A 17,124-nucleotide genomic window follows, 5' to 3' on the forward strand; every position below is an offset into this window, starting at 1 on the left:
GGGGCGGGAAGGCCGGACCCCGGCCTCCCCGCCCCTTCCCCCGCCCCTTGGGCTACGCCTTCGCGCGCAGGCCGTCCAGGGCCATGCCGACCACCGCGTCCGCGAGCTGGTCGGAGGTCGTGCCCGGGTGCGGGCGGTACCACTCGACCAGCGAGTTGACCATGCCGAAGAGCAGGCGCGTGGCCAGCCGGATGTCCACGTCCGCCCGCAGGTCCCCGTCCGCGGCGGCGGCCTTGAGCAGCTCCGCGACCTGGTGGTCGAACTCGCGGCGGCGCTCCAGCGCCCAGCGCTCGGTGCGGGTGTTGCCGCGCACCCGCAGCAGCAGGGTGACGTAGGGGAGCTCCGCGACCAGGACCTCGACGGTGCGGCGGGTGACGTACTCGACGCGCGCGACCGCCCGGCCGCGCAGGGCGCCGGGCTCCTCCAGCACGGCGAAGAGCTCGTCCAGCGCCCGGCTGACGGCCCGGTGCAGCAGCTCCTCCTTGCCGGCGACGTGGTGGTAGATCGAGGACTTGGAGATGCCGGCGGCCTTGGAGAGGTGCTCCATGGACGTGCCGTCGTAGCCGCGTTCGTTGAAGACCCGCACCGCCACCGACAGGAGCGTCTCGGGGGTGTAGGTGTCCCGCCTGGCCGTGGTCATCCGGTGCCCTCCTGCGCCTCGTCCACCGCGGCGTCGCCCTCCGCGGCGCCCCCGTCCGCCTCGCCGTCGTCCGCGTAGCCCAGCTTGAAGAGGGCCAGCGAGGGTGCGTAGCGGCCGCCGGGACAGCGCTCGTCCAGGTGGTGCAGCAGGTCGTACGCCCAGTCCCGGCCGAGGCGTGTGTGCCACTCGGAGGGGCCCAGCGGGTAGTTGACGCCGAGGCGCATGGCGGTGTCGATGTCCTCGGCGGAGGCCACCCCGCGGGCCACGGCGTCGGCCGTCAGGTCGATCAGCATGGCGACGGTCCGGGCGACGATCATGCCGGGGACGTCGCCGATGACGGAGACCTGCTTGCCGAGCCTCTGGAAGAGGCCGACGGCCTCGGCGAGGGTGCGCTCGCTGGTGTCCTCGCTGACCGACAGGGCGACGCGGGTGGCCTCGCGGTAGTCCAGCGCGAGGTCGAAGTAGACCACGTCGGTGAACTCGACCGCGGTCTTGCCGTCGGCGAGCACCAGCTGGCCCTCCCCGGGCAGCTGGATGTACGGGCCGCCGTGCGCGGTGGAGGTCACCGCGATCCCGGCCTCCTCGATGAGGTCCGCCAGGGCGGCGGCCGGGCCGAGGTCACCGACGACGGTCACCTTCTCCGGCGCCTCCTCGGGCCCGGCGGTGCGCGGCGCGGCCGGCTGCGCACCCTCGCCGTACGGGTACCAGCCGTGCCCGGACTTGCGGCCGAGGCGGCCCGACTGGACCAGGCGGCGCTGGGCGAGCGAAGGAGTGAACTTGGGGCTGCGGAAGAAGGACTCCCAGACCGAGCGGGTGACGGCCTCGTTGACGTCCTGGCCGATCAGGTCGGTCAGCGCGAACGGGCCCATCCTGAAACCGCCGCTCTCGCGCAGGACGGCGTCGATGGTCGCGGGGTCGGCGCCCTGCTCCTCGTACACGGCGAAGGCTTCGGCGTAGAAGGGGCGGGCGATCCGGTTGACGATGAAGCCGGGGGTGTCGGCGCAGCGGACCGGGGTCTTCCCCCAGCCCAGGACGGTGCGGTACGCGCGCTCGGCGGCGGCCGGATCGGTGGCGGAGCCGCTCACCACCTCGACGAGGGGGAGCAGCGGGGCCGGGTTGAAGAAGTGCAGGCCGAGGAAGCGGCCCGGGTGGGCGAGGCCGGCGGCGAGCTCGGTGACGGAGAGCGAGGAGGTGTTGGTGGCCAGGAGGGCGTCCGGCGAAACCACCTCTTCGAGTGCCGCGAAGAGGGCGCGCTTGACGGTGACGTCCTCGACGACCGCCTCGACGACGAGGGCGGCGTCGGCCAGGTCGGCGAGGCCCTCGGCGGCCCGGATCCGGCCGGCGGCGTCCTCGGCCTCGGCCCGGTCGAGGCGCCCCTTGGCGGCCATGCGCTCGACGCGGTCGCGCACGAGGCCGGCGCCGGTGGCGGCGAGGGCACCGTCGATGTCGTGGATCAGCACGCGGTGACCTGCGAGGAGGGCCACCTGGGCGATGCCCTGTCCCATGGTGCCGGCGCCGACGACCGCCACAGTGCGGGACCGCTCGATTGCTGTCATGTCCTGATCCTCCCGCACCGGGTTGTCCACAGGTCCTCCCGGGCCCTCTTGTCCCGACCGATCGTTCGGTTACTCTAACTCCAGTCTGCTCTTCTTCACCCGCCCCTGCCTGATCTCGCGCTGTGAACCAGCCGATCCTGCCCGGCTCAACGAGGAGTTGGTCCCTGATGGCCGCCGAGCTCACCCTCTCCCGGCTCACCGAGAAGCACCGGCCCACCCTGGACCAGGCGCTGGCTGCCATCCGCAGCCGCGCCTACTGGTCCCCGCACCCCGAGCACCCCAAGGCCTACGGCGAGACCGCCCCGGCCGACGGGCTCGCCGCCTTCGAGGCCGTCCGCGGCACCCGCTTCGACCTCGACCAGCCCGGAACCGACGGCTGGACCGGCGGGGAGGTCTCCCCGTACGGCCCGGAGCTGGGCGTGGAGTACCCGCACGCCGACGTGGACGTGCTGCTGCCCGCGATGAAGGCGGGCATCGCCGCCTGGCGGGACGCCGGTCCCGAGACCCGCGCCCTGGTCTCCATCGAGATCCTCGCCCGCATCTCCGCCCGCACGCACGAGTTCGCGCACGCGGTGATGCACACCAGCGGCCAGGCCTTCATGATGGCGTTCCAGGCGGGCGGCCCCCACGCGCAGGACCGCGGCCTGGAGGCCGTCGCCTACGCGTACGAGGAGCAGACCCGCGTCCCCGGCCAGGCCGACTGGTCGAAGCCGCAGGGCAAGCGGGACCCGCTGGAGCTCGGCAAGACCTTCACGGCGGTGCCGCGCGGCATCGCGCTGATGATCGGCTGCAACACCTTCCCCACCTGGAACGGCTACCCCGGCCTGTTCGCCTCGCTCGCCACCGGCAACGCCGTCCTGGTCAAGCCGCACCCGCGCGCCGTCCTCCCGCTGGCCCTGACCGTCAAGGTGGCCCGCGAGGTCCTCGCCGAGGCGGGCTTCGACCCGAACCTGGTGGCGCTGGCGGTCGAGCGGCCGGGTGAGGGCATCGCCAAGACCCTCGCGGTCCGGCCCGAGATCAAGCTGATCGACTACACCGGTTCGACGGAGTTCGGCGACTGGCTGGAGGCCAACGCCCGCCAGGCGCAGGTCTACACGGAGAAGGCGGGCGTCAACACGGTCGTCGTCGACTCGACCTCCGACTACAAGGGCATGCTGTCCAACCTGGCCTTCTCGCTCTCCCTCTACAGCGGCCAGATGTGCACCACCCCGCAGAACCTGCTGATCCCGCGCGACGGCATCGAGACGGACGCCGGCCACAAGTCGTACGACGAGGTCGTCGCCGACCTCGCCGCCTCCGTCGGCGGGCTGCTCGGCGACGACGCCCGGGCCAACGCGCTGCTGGGCGCGCTGGTCAACCCGGACGTCAAGGCCCGTCTGGAGGCGGCGGCCGGACTGGGCGAGGTCGCGCTGGCCTCGCGCGAGGTGGCCAACCCCGAGTTCCCGGACGCGGTCGTGCGCACCCCGGTGATCGTGAAGCTGGACGCCGGCAAGCCGGACCCGGAGGCCGCGTACCTGTCGGAGTGCTTCGGCCCGGTCTCCTTCGCGGTGGCGGTGGACTCCACGGCCGACGCCCTGGAGCTGCTGCGCCGCACGGTGCGGGAGAAGGGCGCCATGACGGTGGGCGCGTACACCACCTCGGCGGACACCGAGCGGGCGATCGAGGAGGTCTGCCTGGAGGAGTCGGCGCAGCTGTCGCTGAACCTGACGGGCGGGGTCTACGTCAACCAGACGGCGGCCTTCTCCGACTTCCACGGCTCGGGCGGCAACCCCGCGGCGAACGCCGCCCTGTGCGACGGCGCGTTCGTCGCGAACCGCTTCCGCGTGGTGGAGGTCCGCCGCCAGGCGTAGTCCTCGGGGGCGGGGTCCCCGGGGCGGGGTCCTCAGGGGCGCGGGCCGCCCCAGTGGAAGAGGGTCATGGCCACACTGGTGGCCAGGTTGTAGCTGGAGACCTGCGGCCGCATCGGCAGCGAGACGAGGTGATCGGCCCGGGCGCGCAGCTCGGGCGAGATCCCGTGGCGTTCGGAGCCGAAGGCGAGCAGGGCGTCGTCCGGGAGGGTGAGGGCACGGATGTCCTCGCCCTCCGGGTCGAGCGCGTACACGGGCCCGGGCGGGAGCTCCGCCAGTTCCACCCGGTCGACGGTGGTCGCGTAGTGCAGCCCGGCCCCGGCGCGGACCACGTTGGGGTGCCAGGGGTCGAGGTCGCCGCGCGTGACCACGCCGGTGGCGCCGAATCCGGCGGCGAGGCGGACGACGGCGCCGACGTTGCCGAGGTTGCGGGGGTTGTCGAGGAGCACGACGGGCGCGGGCCGGGGCATCCGTGTCAGGGCGGCCCGCCCGGCCGCGCGGTCGGGGCGTACGGCGAGGGCCGCGACCCCGGTGGGGTGCACGCGGGGCAGCAGCTCCTTGAGCGGTCCCGGGCGCACCAGCCGGGCCACCACCCCCTCCACGTCGGGAGCCAGCTCGGCGGCGAGGGCCCCGACCCCCTCGGGGTCGTCGGCGACGACGGCCAGCACCTCGGCCCCGAACCGCAGGGCGTGCTTCAGGGCGTGGAACCCGTCCAGCAACACGACGTCGTCCCGCCCGGCGCACTCGGCCCACTCCCGCACCACAACACTCATGCCCCGACCCTACGACCCGCCGCCGGCCGGACTCGCCGGCACCCGTCCGGCCGCGTCCGGGGGCACCTCCCAGGGCCGGGGCGCAGACCCCGGAGCAGGGGAGAGGGCGGGGCGGGGAGGGGCGCCGCGCCGCGGCAGGCGCACCCGCGCGCCCACCCGCACCAGCAGCCCCGTGGGGAGGAACACCGCGTCGGCGGCGATCATCGCCAACGAGAAGAACGGCAGCCCCAGCAGCACCGCGATCCCCGCGTGCTCCAGCATCATCACGGCGAGCAGCACGTTCTTGACCCGCCGGTTGAACAGCGTGAACGGAAAGGCGACCTGCACCAGCACGGTCCCGTAGGTCAGCAGCATCACCGCGACCCCGCTCCCGGCCAGCACCCCCGACAGCTCCGGCCACGGGGTGAAGTAGTCCAGCCGCAGCGGGTAGTACAGCGCGGTCCCGTCCTGCCACCGGGAGCCCTGGATCTTGTACCAGCCCGCCGTGGCGTAGATCAGGCACACCTCCGCCGTGATCACCAGCATCCCGGCGTTGTGCAGCAGGTTCGCCAGCACGTCCAGCGCGGCCCGCCGCTCGCCCTCGGGCTCGTACCGCTCGACCAGCCACCACAGCGCCGCGCCGGTCCACAGCGCCGCGAACACGGCCGTCCACCCGCCGCCCAGCCGCCCGCTCAGGCCCCCGTACGCGAGGACCGCGCCGAGCACCCCCCACAGCACCGGCCCGGTCGCCCCCGCCGACGCGCTCCCCCGCAGCCGGGCCCGGCGGGCGTCGAGGGACCACACCCGCGCGCAGCGCGTCAGCACCAGGTACATCGCCATCAGGTGGACGACGTTGTCCCCGCCGTCACCCATGAAGACGCTGCGGTTCTGCAGCGAGAGCACGCCGGCCATGAACAGCACGGAGGTCGCCCGCGTCCGCCAGCCCAGTGCCAGCAGCGCGCTCGCGGCGGCGGCGAGGCCGTAGACGAGTTCGAACCACCACCCTGACGCGGACCACAGCAGCACCGTGAAGGCGTGGTTCCCGGAGACGAGCCGCTGCGCGAGTTCCCAGCTCCAGGGCCCGTCGGGCCCGTACAGCTCGTGCCGGTGCGGGAACTCGCGCAGCAGGAAGAACAGCCAGGTCCCGGCGAAGCCGATCCGTACGACGGCGCTCTGGTACGGGCCGAGCGCCTCCCCGCTGACCCGCGCGAGCGCCCGCCTCAGACGGTCCACCACGGCAGCTCCCGGTAGTACGTCCGCGTGTCGGTCTTCTCCGTGCTCCAGGCCGGCGCCGCCACGGACCGGGTCGCCGAGCGCAGCTGGACCCGTACGATCCGGTCCCCGTCGGGCAGTCCGGCGCCCAGCCGGAGGCCCGCGATCCGCTTCAGGTACTCCTCGGACAGCTCGGCGCGCTCGGCCTGCACCGGCTTGTTGTCGTCGTCGTGGGAGCCGGTGAAGAAGTCCCAGGCCCGGCGGAGCTCGTTCTGCCGGGTGTGGCTCGGCAGCGGGTTGTGCCGGATGCCGGCCGCGTCCTCGGCGGACAGGTCGCGCCAGTCGGTGGTGACGAGGGCGCCCGCCGCGTCGCGGATCTGGGCGCGGGCCTCCACGGCGATGTTCTGCTGGAGGGGGTTGGGGGCGAAGAGCTTCCAGTTCTGTTCGAACTCCGGGTAGACCCAGCCGTCGACCAGGGCGGCGTGCCGCTTGCTCAGCGTGTTGGACGGCGCGACGTGCAGGAAGACCAGTCCCAGGTGCAGGCAGGCGGTGACGGCGAGGGCCGCCAGGACCAGCGCCGCGAGGACCCGGTACGGGAGGGACAGGCCGGCGATTCCGGGCGCCCGGGGAGGTGCGGCACCGGGCTCGTCCTCGCGCTCGCGCTCGTTCGAAACCATCCCGCCCCGATCATCCGGCGTCCACAGGGTTGCCCACAGAGGTTGACACCCTACGGGCCGCCGTCTCACCATTGAAGAGCATGAACCGAACGATCGGTCGGTCGGGCGGACGGGCGGGCTCGGACGCAGATTCGGACAGGGAGCCGTGATGGTCGCAGTGACTCCGGAGACGGGGACGTCGGGCGGGGCGGACGCAGAGGCCGCCGACCTCGGCGCGCAGCTGAGGGCGGACTTCGACGCCGCCGTCGCGGCGGACGAGCGCGTGGAGCCGCGTGACTGGATGCCCGAGGAGTACCGCGCCTCCCTGGTCCGGCAGATGGCACAGCACGCCCACTCCGAGATCATCGGCATGCAGCCCGAGGCCAACTGGATCACCCGCGCGCCCTCCCTGCGCCGCAAGGCGATCCTGATGGCCAAGGTGCAGGACGAGGCGGGGCACGGCCTCTACCTCTACAGCGCCGCCGAGACCCTGGGCACCAGCCGGGACGAGCTCCTCGACAAGCTCCACTCCGGGAAGCAGAAGTACTCCTCGATCTTCAACTACCCGACCCTGACCTGGGCGGACGTCGGCGCCATCGGCTGGCTCGTGGACGGCGCGGCGATCACCAACCAGGTGCCGATCTGCCGGTGCTCCTACGGCCCCTACGCCCGCGCGATGGTCCGCATCTGCAAGGAGGAGTCCTTCCACCAGCGCCAGGGGTACGAGCTGCTCCTCGCCCTCTCGCAGGGCACCGAGGCCCAGCACGCCATGGCGCAGGACGCGGTCGACCGCTGGTGGTGGCCCTCCCTGATGATGTTCGGGCCGCCGGACGACGAGTCGGTCCACAGCGCGCAGGCGATGGCCTGGCGGATCAAGCGGCACTCCAACGACGAGCTGCGCCAGCGCTTCGTCGACATCGCCGTCCCGCAGGCCGAGTCCCTGGGCCTGACCCTGCCCGACCCGGACATCAAGTGGAACGAGGAGCGCGGCCACTACGACTTCGGCGCCATCGACTGGGCCGAGTTCTGGGACGTGCTCAAGGGCAACGGCCCCTGCAACGAACAGCGCATCAGCCAGCGGCGCAGGGCCCACGAGGAAGGCGCCTGGGTCCGCGAAGCGGCCACGGCGTACGCGCAGAAGCACACCGGCACCGGACGAGAGGTACAGGCATGACGCAGAACTGGCCCCTGTGGGAGGTGTTCGTGCGCTCGCGCCGCGGCCTCTCGCACACGCACGCGGGCAGCCTGCACGCCCCCGACGCGGAGATGGCCCTGCGCAACGCACGCGACCTCTACACGCGACGCAACGAAGGCGTCTCCATCTGGGTCGTGCCCTCCGCCGAGATCACGGCCTCCTCGCCGGACGAGCGGGACCCGTTCTTCGCCCCGTCCGCCGACAAGCCCTACCGGCACCCCACCTTCTACGAGATCCCCGAGGGGGTGCGCCACCTGTGAGCGCCGACACCGCCACCACCACCCCGCCGGCGGCCACGGCCGCCGTCCTCTCCCTCGCGGACGACGCGCTGATCCTCTCCCACCGCCTCGGCGAGTGGGCGGGCCACGCCCCGGTCCTGGAGGAGGAGGTCGCCCTCGCGAACATCGCGCTCGACCTGCTCGGCCAGGCCCGCGTCCTGCTGTCCATGGCGGGCGACGAGGACGAACTGGCGTTCCTGCGCGAGGAGCGCGCCTTCCGCAACGTCCAGCTGGTCGAGCAGCCCAACGGGGACTTCGCCCACACCATCGCCCGCCAGCTGTACTTCTCCCTGTACCAGCACGAGCTGTACACGGAACTGGCCGCCGGTGAAGGGCCGTTCGCCGCGCTGGCCGCCAAGGCCGTCAAGGAGACCGCCTACCACCGCGACCACGCCGAGCAGTGGACGCTGCGGCTCGGCGACGGCACCGAGGAGAGCCGCCGCCGGATGCGCGCGGCCCTGGACGCCCTGTGGAAGTACACCGGGGAGCTGTTCCGGCCGGTCGACGGCCTCGACGTGGACCCGGCCGCCCTGGAGGCCCGCTGGCTGGCCGCCCTGGGCGCGATACTGGAGCAGGCCGGGCTCGACCTGCCCGAGGGGCCCCGCACGGGTGCCTGGGCCGCCGGAGCCGGCCGTCAGGGCCTGCACACCGAGTCGTTCGGGCGGCTCCTCGCGGAGATGCAGCACCTACACCGCAGCCACCCCGGGGCGTCGTGGTGACCGCCGCCGCCGGGACCACCCGTCTGGAGGCGGAGCTGGCCGAGCTGGCCGGCACCGTCCCCGACCCCGAGCTGCCCGTGCTTACCCTGTCCGAGCTGGGGGTCCTGCGCGGTGTGCGGATGCATGACGACGGGCACGCCGAGGTGCTCCTGACCCCCACCTACACCGGCTGCCCGGCCATCGAGGCCATGTCCGCCGACATCGAGCGGGTCCTGACCGGGCACGGCATACCCGAAGTGCGGGTCACCACGGTGCTCTCCCCCGCCTGGTCCACCGACGACATCAGCGCCGAAGGCCGCCGCAAGCTCGCCGAGTTCGGCATCGCCCCGCCCCGCCCGCACGCCGCCGGAGGGCCGGTCCCGCTCACCCTGTCGGTCCGCTGCCCGAACTGCGGCTCGACCGACACCGAGCTGCTCAGCCGGTTCTCCTCCACCGCCTGCAAGGCGCTGCGCCGGTGCGTCGCCTGCCGCGAACCGTTCGACCACTTCAAGGAGCTGTAGATGGCCGCACCCCGCCACGGCGCGTTCCACCCCCTGACGGTGGCGGCGGTCGACCGGCTCACCGACGACTCTGTGGCGCTGACCCTGTCGGTGCCCGAGGAGCTGCGCGCCGAGTACCGGCACGCCCCCGGCCAGCACCTCACGCTCCGCCGCCGGCCCGCCGAGGGCGCCGAGGTCCGACGCACCTACTCGATCTGCTCCCCCGCCCCGGCCGCCGACGGCCCGGGCCCGGCCGAGCTGCGGGTGGGCGTGCGACTCGTGGAGGGAGGCGAGTTCTCCACCTTCGCCCACAAGGAGATCGCCGCCGGCGACGTGCTGGACGTGATGGTCCCGGCCGGCCGCTTCGTGCTGGACCCGGCGGCCGCCCCGGCCTCCCCGCACTACGCGGCGATCGTCGGCGGCAGCGGGATCACCCCGGTGCTGTCGATCGCGGCGACCCTCCTCGCGGCCCGCGCCGACGCCCGGTTCTGCCTGGTGCGCAGTGACCGCACGGCGGCCTCCACGATGTTCCTGGAGGAGGTGGCCGACCTCAAGGACCGCCACCCCGACCGCTTCCAGCTCGTCACCGTCCTCTCCCGCGAGGAGCAGGAGGCAGGACTGCCGTCCGGGCGGCTCGACGAGGCGCGCCTCACGGCCCTGCTGCCCGCTCTGCTGCCGGTCCCGGAGGTCACGGGCTGGTTCCTGTGCGGCCCGTACGGGCTGGTGACGGGCGCCGAGCGGGCCCTGGGCGCGCTGGGCGTCGCACGGACCCGGGTGCACGAGGAGATCTTCCACGTGGAGGAGACCGCCCCGCAGGTGCCCGTACGGTCCTCGGCCCCGGTCGCGGCCCACGGGCGGGTCACGGCCCGGCTCGACGGCCGCTCGGGCACCTGGCCGGTGCGGGACGGGGAGTCCCTGCTGGACGCCGTCCTGCGCAACCGTGCCGACGCCCCGTACGCCTGCAAGGGCGGCGTCTGCGGCACCTGCCGGGCGTTCGTGGTGTCGGGCGAGGTGCGGATGGAACGCAACTTCGCGTTGGAGGAGGAGGAGACGGAGGCCGGGTTCGTACTGGCCTGCCAGTCCCACCCGGTGACGGAGGAAGTGGAGATCGACTTCGACCGCTGAGCCTGCCGGCAGGCTGTGTTTTTGCCGCCGCCTGTTCTATCTTGACGGCCCGTCAGATCCACTACCCGGATCGGAACCGGTGCACGCGGGAGGACAGGCAGTGGACTTCACCTTCACCGAGGAACAGCAGGCGGCCGTCGAGGCGGCCAGGGCGGTGTTCGCCGATGTCGCTCCCGACGGCGTGCCCAGCCCGGCGCTCACCCCGGGAGCCGTCGCGGAGGACTTCGACCGGCCCCTGTGGGCCACGCTCGCCGGCTCCGACCTGCCGGGCCTCGTCCTCGCCGAGGAGTACGGGGGCTCCGGCCTGGACACCATCGCGCTCTGCCTGGTGCTGCGCGAGGCGGCCAGGGTGCTGGCCCGGGTCCCGCTGCTGGAGCACTGCGCCACCGCCATGGCCGTCCAGGCCCACGGCGGCCCCGAGCTGACCGCCGCCCTGCTGCCCGGCGCCGCGCGCGGCACGCTCGTCCTCACCGTCGCCGCGCAGGGCCGCACCGGCCACGACCCCGCCGAACTGGCGGTCACCGCACGCCGGGAAGGTTCGGACTGGACCCTGGACGGGGTGCAGACGGCCGTCCCCTGGGCGCACGGCAGCGACTGGATCGCCGTACCCGCGCACACCGGAGAGGGCGAGGCCGTCCTCGCGCTGCTCCCGCGGGACACCGAGGGCCTCGCCCTCGCCGACCAGTACTCCACCAGCGGGGAGAGGCTCGCGGAGCTCACCCTGGAGGGGGTCCGCGCCCCCGCGGCCCACGTGATCGACGCCCCCGGCGCCTGGGAGCGGCTGCGCCAGGTCCTGGCCACCGGCACCTGCGCCCTCGCACTCGGCCTCGGCGAGGCCGTCCTCGCCATGACCGGCGACTACACCGGCAAGCGGGAGCAGTTCGGGTTCCCCGTGGCCACCTTCCAGGCCGTCGCGGTCCAGACCGCCGACCGCTACATCGACCTGCGGGCCATGGAGGTCACCCTCTGGCAGGCGGCCTGGCGCCTCGACGCCGCGACCGGAGCGGCGGGCGGCCCGCTGCCCGTCTCCGGGGACGTGGCCGTCGCCAAGATCTGGGCCTCCGAGGGCGTACGGCGGGTCGTGCAGACCGCACAGCACCTGCACGGCGGCTTCGGCGCCGACACCGACTACCCACTGCACCGCTACCACGCCTGGGCCAAGCAGCTGGAGCTCCAGCTCGGCCCGGCCGCCGCGCACGAGGAGGCCCTGGGCGACCTGCTGGCCGCCCACCCCCTCGGCTGACCCGGCCTACAGGACGAAGGCCGGGTTCCCGTGGTCCGTCACCATCGGGCGCCCGGCGCCCTCCCACGCCTGCATCCCGCCGGTCACGTTGACCGCGTCGATGCCCTGGCCCACCAGGTACTGGGTGACCTGGGCGCTGCGTCCGCCCACACGGCACATCACGTAGGCGGTGCGTCCGTCGGCGACCGCCTCCGTCACCTCGCCGAAGCGGGCGACGAAGTCGCTCATCGGGACGTGCAGCGCGCCCTCGACATGCCCGGCCGCCCACTCGTCGTTCTCACGGACGTCCAGGACGAGGCCTTCGGCGGGCACCGCGGCGGCCTCCACCGAGGGGAGCGGTCCGAAGTTCATGACAGTCGCCTTCTCTCTTCGCGGGTCTGGCTGCCAACCTATCCGACCCCGAGGCCACGGCTCACGGAGTCGCGTAGGAGGCCAGCTCCGCCTCGCGCTCGGAGACCTGCGCCAGCAGCTGCTCGGCGATCTCCTCCAGCAGCCGGTCCGGGTCGTCGGGCGCCATCCGCAGCATCGCGCCGATCGCGCTGTCCTCCAGCTCCTTGGCCACCATCGACAGCAGCTCCTTGCGCTGCGACAGCCACTCCAGCCGGGCGTAGAGCTCCTCGCTCTCGCTCGGCGCCACCGCCTGGGGCGCCGGGCCGGCGTCCCACTCCTCGGCCAGCTCGCGCAGCAGCTGCTCCTCACCGCGGCCGTAGGCGGCGTTGACCCGTGCGATGAACGCGTCACGGCGCGTGCGCTCGGCCTCGTCCTGCGCGAGGTCCGGGTGGGCCCGGCGGACCAGCTCGCGGTAGAGCCGGCGGACCTCCTCCGAGGGGCGCACCCGCTCCGGCGGGCGCACCGGCCGGTCGGTGAGCATGGCACCCGCGTCGTCGGAGATCCCGTCCGAACCCAGCCAGTCGTGGAACAGCTCGTCCACCCCGGGCATCGGCATGACCAGCGAGCGGGCGTCCTGAGCCCGCCGCAGGTCCTCGGGGTCGCCGCTGCGGGCGGCCTTCGCCTCCGCGATCAGCGCGTCCAGCTCGTCGAGCCGGGAGTACATCGGGCCGAGCTTCTGGTGGTGGAGCCGGGAGAAGTTCTCGACCTCCACCCGGAAGGTCTCCACGGCGATCTCGAACTCGATCAGTGCCTGCTCGGCAGCCCGCACGGCACGCTCCAGGCGCGCCTCGGGCCGCTCCCCACCGGAAGCGGTGGGCTCTTCGGGGGCTGTGTGTCCGCTCTGCTCGCTCACCCGGCCAGCCTACGGCCCGCGCCGGGACACGTTTCACGTGAAACATGCCCCGGCGCGGGCCGGGCCGCCGCTCAGACGCCGAACTCGGCCGCGATCCGGCCGGAGCGCACCGCCGCCAGCAGGTCCGCGTGGTCGGCCTCGCTGCGGTCGGCGTAGGCCACCGCGAAGGCGCCCACCGCCTCGTCCAGCTCCTCGTTCTTGCCGCAGTACCCGGCCAGCAGCCGCGGGTCGGCGCTGTGGGCGTGCGCCCGGGCCAGCAGGGCACCGGTCATCCGGCCGTAGTCGTCGAGCTGGTCGGGGGTCAGCGCCGCCGGGTCCACGCTGCCCTTGCGGTTGCGGAACTGGCGGACCTGGTACGGGCGCCCCTCGACGGTGGTCCAGCCCAGCAGGATGTCGGAGACCACCTGCATCCGCTTCTGCCCGGCCACCACCCGCCGGCCCTCGTGCTCCTCCTGCGGGGAGTGGAAGCCCAGCGCGGGCAGGTGCGGCAGCAGCACCGAGGGACGGGCCTCCTTGACCTGGAGGACCAGCGGCTCACCCCGGTGGTCCAGCAGCAGCACCACGTACGAGCGGGTGCCGACACTGCCGGTGCCGACGACGCGGAAGGCCACGTCGTGGATCGAGTAGCGGGCCAGCAGCGGCAGCCGGTCGCCCGACAGGGTCGTCAGGTACGGGCCCAGCGAGGCGGCCACGGCGGCGGCCTCCCGGTCGCCGACCCGGCGCAGCACGGGCAGCGCGTCCACGAAGCGGCGGCTGCCGTCCTCGCACACCTCGGTGGACTTGGCGGCGAACCGGGCGGAGGTGTTGTTGCGGGCCTTCTCGGAGACCCGTTCCAGCGTGCCCAGCAGGTCGCGGGCGTCGGTGTGGGAGACGAGCTCCTCGTCGGCGATGGCGTTCCACGCGTCGAGCGCGGGAAGCTTGGCCAGCAGCCGCATGGTGCGCCGGTAGGCTCCCACCGCGTCCTGCGCCGCCGCCCGGCAGGTGTCCTCGTCGGCGCCCGCGACGCGCCCGGCCAGCACCAGCGAGGTGGCGAGCCGCTTCACGTCCCACTCCCACGGGCCGAAGACGGTCTCGTCGAAGTCGTTGAGGTCGATCACCAGGCGCCCGCGGGCGTCACCGTAGAGGCCGAAGTTGGCCGCGTGCGCGTCGCCGCAGATCTGCGCGCCCACCCCGGTCACCGGGCCGCCGGACAGGTCGTGCGCCATCAGGCCGGCGGCGCCGCGCAGGAAGGCGAAGGGGTTGGCGGCCATCCGGCCGACGCGTATCGGGGTCAGCTCGGCCACCCGGCCGACGTTGGACTCCTCCACCGCGCGCACGGCGTCGGGACGGTCGGCGGGCATCTCGAAGGAAGCGTGGGCGCTGCGCGGTACGCGCAGCCGCAGCGCCTTGCCGGCCTCCTTGGGGGAGCCCGTCACGGCCCTGGGGGCGAAGCCCGGCACGCGCGGGATCCGCCCGGGCCGCCCCACGGCCGTACCGGCGGCTTCCGCCGCGTCCGTCGCGTACTGTTCCGCTGCCGTCACCATCTGCCCTGCCCCCGCACCTCGTCCGCCCCGCCGGCCGCTTCTTCGCCGGTCAGGTCGGCCCGACCGTACCCCAAGTCCCCTGCACGGCACCGCCACAGGGCCGCCACAGCCCTGCTACAAACCGGCGTCCCGGGCGAGCAGCGCCGCCTGCACGCGGTTCTCGCACTCCAGCTTGGCGAGGATCCGGCTCACGTACGTCTTCACGGTCGCCTCGCTCATGTGGAGCCTGCGACCGGCGTCCGCGTTGGACAGTCCCTCCCCGAGCAGCGCCAGTACCCCTCGCTCCCGCTCGCTCAGCGCGTCCACCCGCCGCCGGGCCTCCTCGGCACGGCCCGCGGCCCGGCCGGTGGCCAGCTGGTCCACCACGTGCCGGGTCGCGGCGGGGGACAGGTAGGCGTCGCCGGCGGCGGCGGCCCGGACCGCGCCGATCAGCTCGCCGGGCGCCGAGTCCTTCAGCAGGAAGCCCGCGCCTCCCTCGCTGAGCGCCCGCAGCACGTTCTCCCGCTCCCCGAAGGTCGTCAGGATCAGCACCCGCGCCCCCGGTACCGCCCGCCCCAGCTCGCCCAGCGCGGTCAGCCCGTCCATCACCGGCATCTGGATGTCGAGCAGCACCACGTCCGGGGCGTGCGAGCGGGCCAGCTCGACCGCCTCCCGCCCGTCGGCCCCCTCCGCGACGACCTCGATGTCCGGCGCCGAGGTCAGGATCATCCTGATCCCGGCCCGGATCAGCGGCTCGTCGTCAGCGATCACCACTCGGATCACCTTGGCTGTCACCCGCGCTCCTACTGCTTGACCTCGTACGCCTGCTTCTCGACGAGCTTGCCGTCCCGGAAGCAGAACCGGAAAACCGTGTCGGTCGTCATTCTGGAGTCCTCCGCCGACAGCAGGGCGAAACAGTCCGCCCCCTCGGGCCGCGGCGGGCCCTTGCGGTCCAGCCCCGACGTCAGGGCGCTGTCGCCGTCCGGCAGCCGGCCGCGGACCTCCTGCTCGGACTGGCCCACGTGCACGGCGTCGTAGTCGCCCCGGCCGATCATCGCCTTGTTCGCGGTGCCCACCAGCAGGGTCGCCCCGGCGCCCAGCACGATGACCAGCAGCACCAGGGCCGCCACGGCGATCCCGCAGCCCATCGCGACGCCCCCGGCCCGGGTACGGACGGGCCTGGCCAGCTCGCGGTCCAGCGCCGCCCAGTCCATGGGCGGGGCCGCCTTCGGCGTCCCCCGGAGCGCCGGCGCCCGCGCTTGCAGCTGCTGCCCGAAGTCGTCGGCAGCCTCCGCGACCAGTCCGGCCGGCTCCGTCCCGTACGGCAGCACACCTGCCACCCGGAACCCGCCGTCCTCGGTGGCACCCGCGTGCACCATGCCCCCGACCAGCCGGGCCCGCTCGCGCAGCCCCGTCAGTCCCTGCCCGCCGGAGACCACCTCGCCGGAGGACCGTTCGACCGCCGGACCGTTGGCGATCTCCACCACCAGCGAGTCGTCCTCGTACCGCAGTTCCACGGTGATCGCCGACCCCGGCGCGTGCTTGTAGGCGTTGGTCAGCGCCTCCTGCACGATCCGGTACGCGGCGTGGTCGCAGGCCGCGACCAGCGGCCGGGGCCGCCCCGCCGTACTGAGCCGTACGTCGGTCCCCGTGGCCCGCGCGGCCTCCACGATGCCCGCGATCCCGGCCACTCCGCGCGCGGCCGGCTGCGCCTCCTCCACGGGAGCCGGGGCCTCCACCCCGTCGCGCAGGATGCCGACGACCTCCCGCAGTTCGTGCATGGCCGCCACCGAGGCCTGCCGCAGCACCCCGACCGCCTCGCGCTGGCGGTCGGTCAGAGACGGGTCCACCTCCAGCGCCCCGGTGTGCACGGAGATGAGCGCCAGTTGGTGGCCCAGGCTGTCGTGCATGTCCTGGGCGATCCGCTGCCGTTCCCGCAGCCGGGCCTGCCCGGCGACCATCGACCGCTCCATCACCAGCCGGTCGTTGCGCTCCTGGAGGGCGCTCAGCAGGGTCCGGCGCTGGTGCCAGTAGCGGCTGGCCAGACCGGGCATGCCGGTCGCGGCCAGGAACAGCAGGGTGGTGAACACGACCGTCAGCAGGGGCCGCATCTGCGCCCACTGGTCGACCAGCGTGAGGCCGACCGACGCGAGGAAAGCCAGCACGAACGCGCCGAGCGCCCGGCCCACGCCCACGATCCGCCGTCCCGCGGACCAGCCCAGCAGGATCGTCACGAGGAACACGGCGGGGAGGAACGCGCTCGCCGCCGCGCCCAGCACGAGGGTGACCGCCGGCAGCCGCCGGCGGAGCAGCACCAGGGCCACCACGGCCACGGCGCCCAGGACCATCTTCGGGCCGGAGCTGTTGCTGAGTTCGTCGACGCCGAGGCCCAGCAGGGCCAGCACCCCGGCGATCGTCAGGTCCCCGGCCAGCATCCGCCGGGACCAGGGCTCGGGCCCCTTCAGCCAGTCCCGGCCCGCACGCATCCTCGCCTCGGCATCCACACGGCCGACCCTAGACAGCCGCGCTCCCTGGCGCCCACCCTCTTTCGTCGCGCCCTGCCTGACGAAAGTCGCACGGGCGCGGGCACGGCTCGGCCGTCAGTAGCGGTAGTGGTCGGGCTTGTACGGGCCCTCGACCTTGACGCCGATGTACTCGGCCTGCTCCGGACGCAGCG

At 73.8% G+C, this 17,124-nt stretch carries 18 protein-coding genes; 7 read left to right on the plus strand and 11 right to left on the minus strand.

The window, feature by feature from the left end; all coding sequences use genetic code 11:
• Positions 1-52: 52 nt before the first annotated feature.
• Positions 53-640, minus strand: a complete 588-nt coding sequence (locus tag WDV06_RS25205; protein WP_395512058.1) for a TetR/AcrR family transcriptional regulator — start codon at positions 638-640, stop codon at positions 53-55.
• On the minus strand, positions 637-2,196 hold the full coding sequence (locus WDV06_RS25210; protein ID WP_395512059.1) for a 3-hydroxyacyl-CoA dehydrogenase: 1,560 nt from the start codon (positions 2,194-2,196) through the stop codon (positions 637-639). The genes WDV06_RS25205 and WDV06_RS25210 overlap by 4 nt, the downstream gene beginning before the upstream one ends.
• 167 nt (positions 2,197-2,363) lie before the next feature.
• Between WDV06_RS25210 and paaN the strand changes: the two genes are divergently transcribed.
• Complete coding sequence (gene paaN / locus WDV06_RS25215; protein WP_395512073.1) at positions 2,364-4,046, plus strand: phenylacetic acid degradation protein PaaN; 1,683 nt, start codon at positions 2,364-2,366, stop codon at positions 4,044-4,046.
• A 32-nt stretch (positions 4,047-4,078) separates the two neighbouring features.
• Here the strand turns inward: paaN and WDV06_RS25220 are convergent, their stop codons facing one another.
• Genes WDV06_RS25220 through WDV06_RS25230 form a run of 3 tightly spaced genes read right to left on the minus strand, consistent with a single transcriptional unit; the run spans position 4,079 to position 6,684 of the window.
• Positions 4,079-4,816: a TrmH family RNA methyltransferase gene (locus WDV06_RS25220; protein ID WP_395512060.1), complete on the minus strand. Its 738-nt coding sequence runs from the start codon at positions 4,814-4,816 to the stop codon at positions 4,079-4,081.
• Positions 4,817-4,825: 9 nt separating this feature from the next.
• Positions 4,826-6,028 (minus strand): HTTM domain-containing protein, encoded by a 1,203-nt coding sequence (locus tag WDV06_RS25225; RefSeq protein ID WP_395512061.1) that lies wholly within the window; start codon positions 6,026-6,028, stop codon positions 4,826-4,828.
• Entirely contained in the window at positions 6,016-6,684 is a 669-nt protein-coding gene (locus WDV06_RS25230) for a DUF5819 family protein (protein ID WP_395512062.1), read from the minus strand. The genes WDV06_RS25225 and WDV06_RS25230 overlap by 13 nt, the downstream gene beginning before the upstream one ends.
• Positions 6,685-6,832: 148 nt before the next feature.
• On the opposite strand from WDV06_RS25230, the gene paaA reads away from it, so the two are divergent.
• The 6 genes from paaA (at position 6,833) to WDV06_RS25260 (ending at position 11,702) form a co-directional block, all read left to right on the plus strand.
• On the plus strand, positions 6,833-7,837 hold the full coding sequence (gene paaA / locus WDV06_RS25235; RefSeq protein WP_395512063.1) for a 1,2-phenylacetyl-CoA epoxidase subunit PaaA: 1,005 nt from the start codon (positions 6,833-6,835) through the stop codon (positions 7,835-7,837).
• On the plus strand, positions 7,834-8,118 hold the full coding sequence (gene paaB / locus WDV06_RS25240; protein WP_042801229.1) for a 1,2-phenylacetyl-CoA epoxidase subunit PaaB: 285 nt from the start codon (positions 7,834-7,836) through the stop codon (positions 8,116-8,118). Before paaA ends, paaB begins: the two co-directional genes overlap by 4 nt.
• The gene (paaC, locus tag WDV06_RS25245) at positions 8,115-8,855 is read left to right on the plus strand and encodes a 1,2-phenylacetyl-CoA epoxidase subunit PaaC (RefSeq protein WP_395512064.1); all 741 of its coding nucleotides are present in this window, start codon (positions 8,115-8,117) and stop codon (positions 8,853-8,855) included. Before paaB ends, paaC begins: the two co-directional genes overlap by 4 nt.
• Complete coding sequence (paaD, locus tag WDV06_RS25250; protein ID WP_395512065.1) at positions 8,849-9,355, plus strand: 1,2-phenylacetyl-CoA epoxidase subunit PaaD; 507 nt, start codon at positions 8,849-8,851, stop codon at positions 9,353-9,355. The genes paaC and paaD overlap by 7 nt, the downstream gene beginning before the upstream one ends.
• Positions 9,356-10,459 carry a 2Fe-2S iron-sulfur cluster-binding protein gene (locus tag WDV06_RS25255; protein WP_395512066.1) on the plus strand — a complete coding sequence of 368 codons (1,104 nt, stop codon included), beginning with the start codon at positions 9,356-9,358 and terminating at the stop codon, positions 10,457-10,459.
• Between the two features lie 100 nt (positions 10,460-10,559).
• Positions 10,560-11,702 carry an acyl-CoA dehydrogenase family protein gene (locus WDV06_RS25260; protein WP_395512067.1) on the plus strand — a complete coding sequence of 381 codons (1,143 nt, stop codon included), beginning with the start codon at positions 10,560-10,562 and terminating at the stop codon, positions 11,700-11,702.
• A 6-nt stretch (positions 11,703-11,708) separates the two neighbouring features.
• On the opposite strand, the gene WDV06_RS25265 is transcribed toward WDV06_RS25260, so the two are convergent.
• The 6 genes from WDV06_RS25265 to WDV06_RS25290 all read right to left on the minus strand — a co-directional run.
• Entirely contained in the window at positions 11,709-12,053 is a 345-nt protein-coding gene (locus WDV06_RS25265) for a rhodanese-like domain-containing protein (RefSeq protein ID WP_395512068.1), read from the minus strand.
• A gap of 61 nt (positions 12,054-12,114) precedes the next feature.
• On the minus strand, positions 12,115-12,945 hold the full coding sequence (locus tag WDV06_RS25270; protein ID WP_395512069.1) for a J domain-containing protein: 831 nt from the start codon (positions 12,943-12,945) through the stop codon (positions 12,115-12,117).
• Positions 12,946-13,016: 71 nt separating this feature from the next.
• A complete protein-coding gene (locus tag WDV06_RS25275) occupies positions 13,017-14,468 on the minus strand; it encodes a DUF2252 domain-containing protein (protein WP_395512070.1) in 1,452 nt (483 codons plus the stop codon).
• Between the two features lie 114 nt (positions 14,469-14,582).
• Complete coding sequence (locus WDV06_RS25280; protein WP_395512071.1) at positions 14,583-15,242, minus strand: response regulator; 660 nt, start codon at positions 15,240-15,242, stop codon at positions 14,583-14,585.
• An 8-nt stretch (positions 15,243-15,250) separates the two neighbouring features.
• On the minus strand, positions 15,251-16,933 hold the full coding sequence (locus WDV06_RS25285) for a sensor histidine kinase (protein ID WP_395512074.1): 1,683 nt from the start codon (positions 16,931-16,933) through the stop codon (positions 15,251-15,253).
• A gap of 114 nt (positions 16,934-17,047) precedes the next feature.
• A partial coding sequence (locus WDV06_RS25290; protein WP_395512075.1) for an adenosylhomocysteinase occupies positions 17,048-17,124 on the minus strand: 77 nt, incomplete at its 5' end.

It is taken from the genome of Streptomyces racemochromogenes (assembly GCF_044129415.1).
Taxonomy (GTDB): domain Bacteria; phylum Actinomycetota; class Actinomycetes; order Streptomycetales; family Streptomycetaceae; genus Streptomyces; species Streptomyces racemochromogenes_A.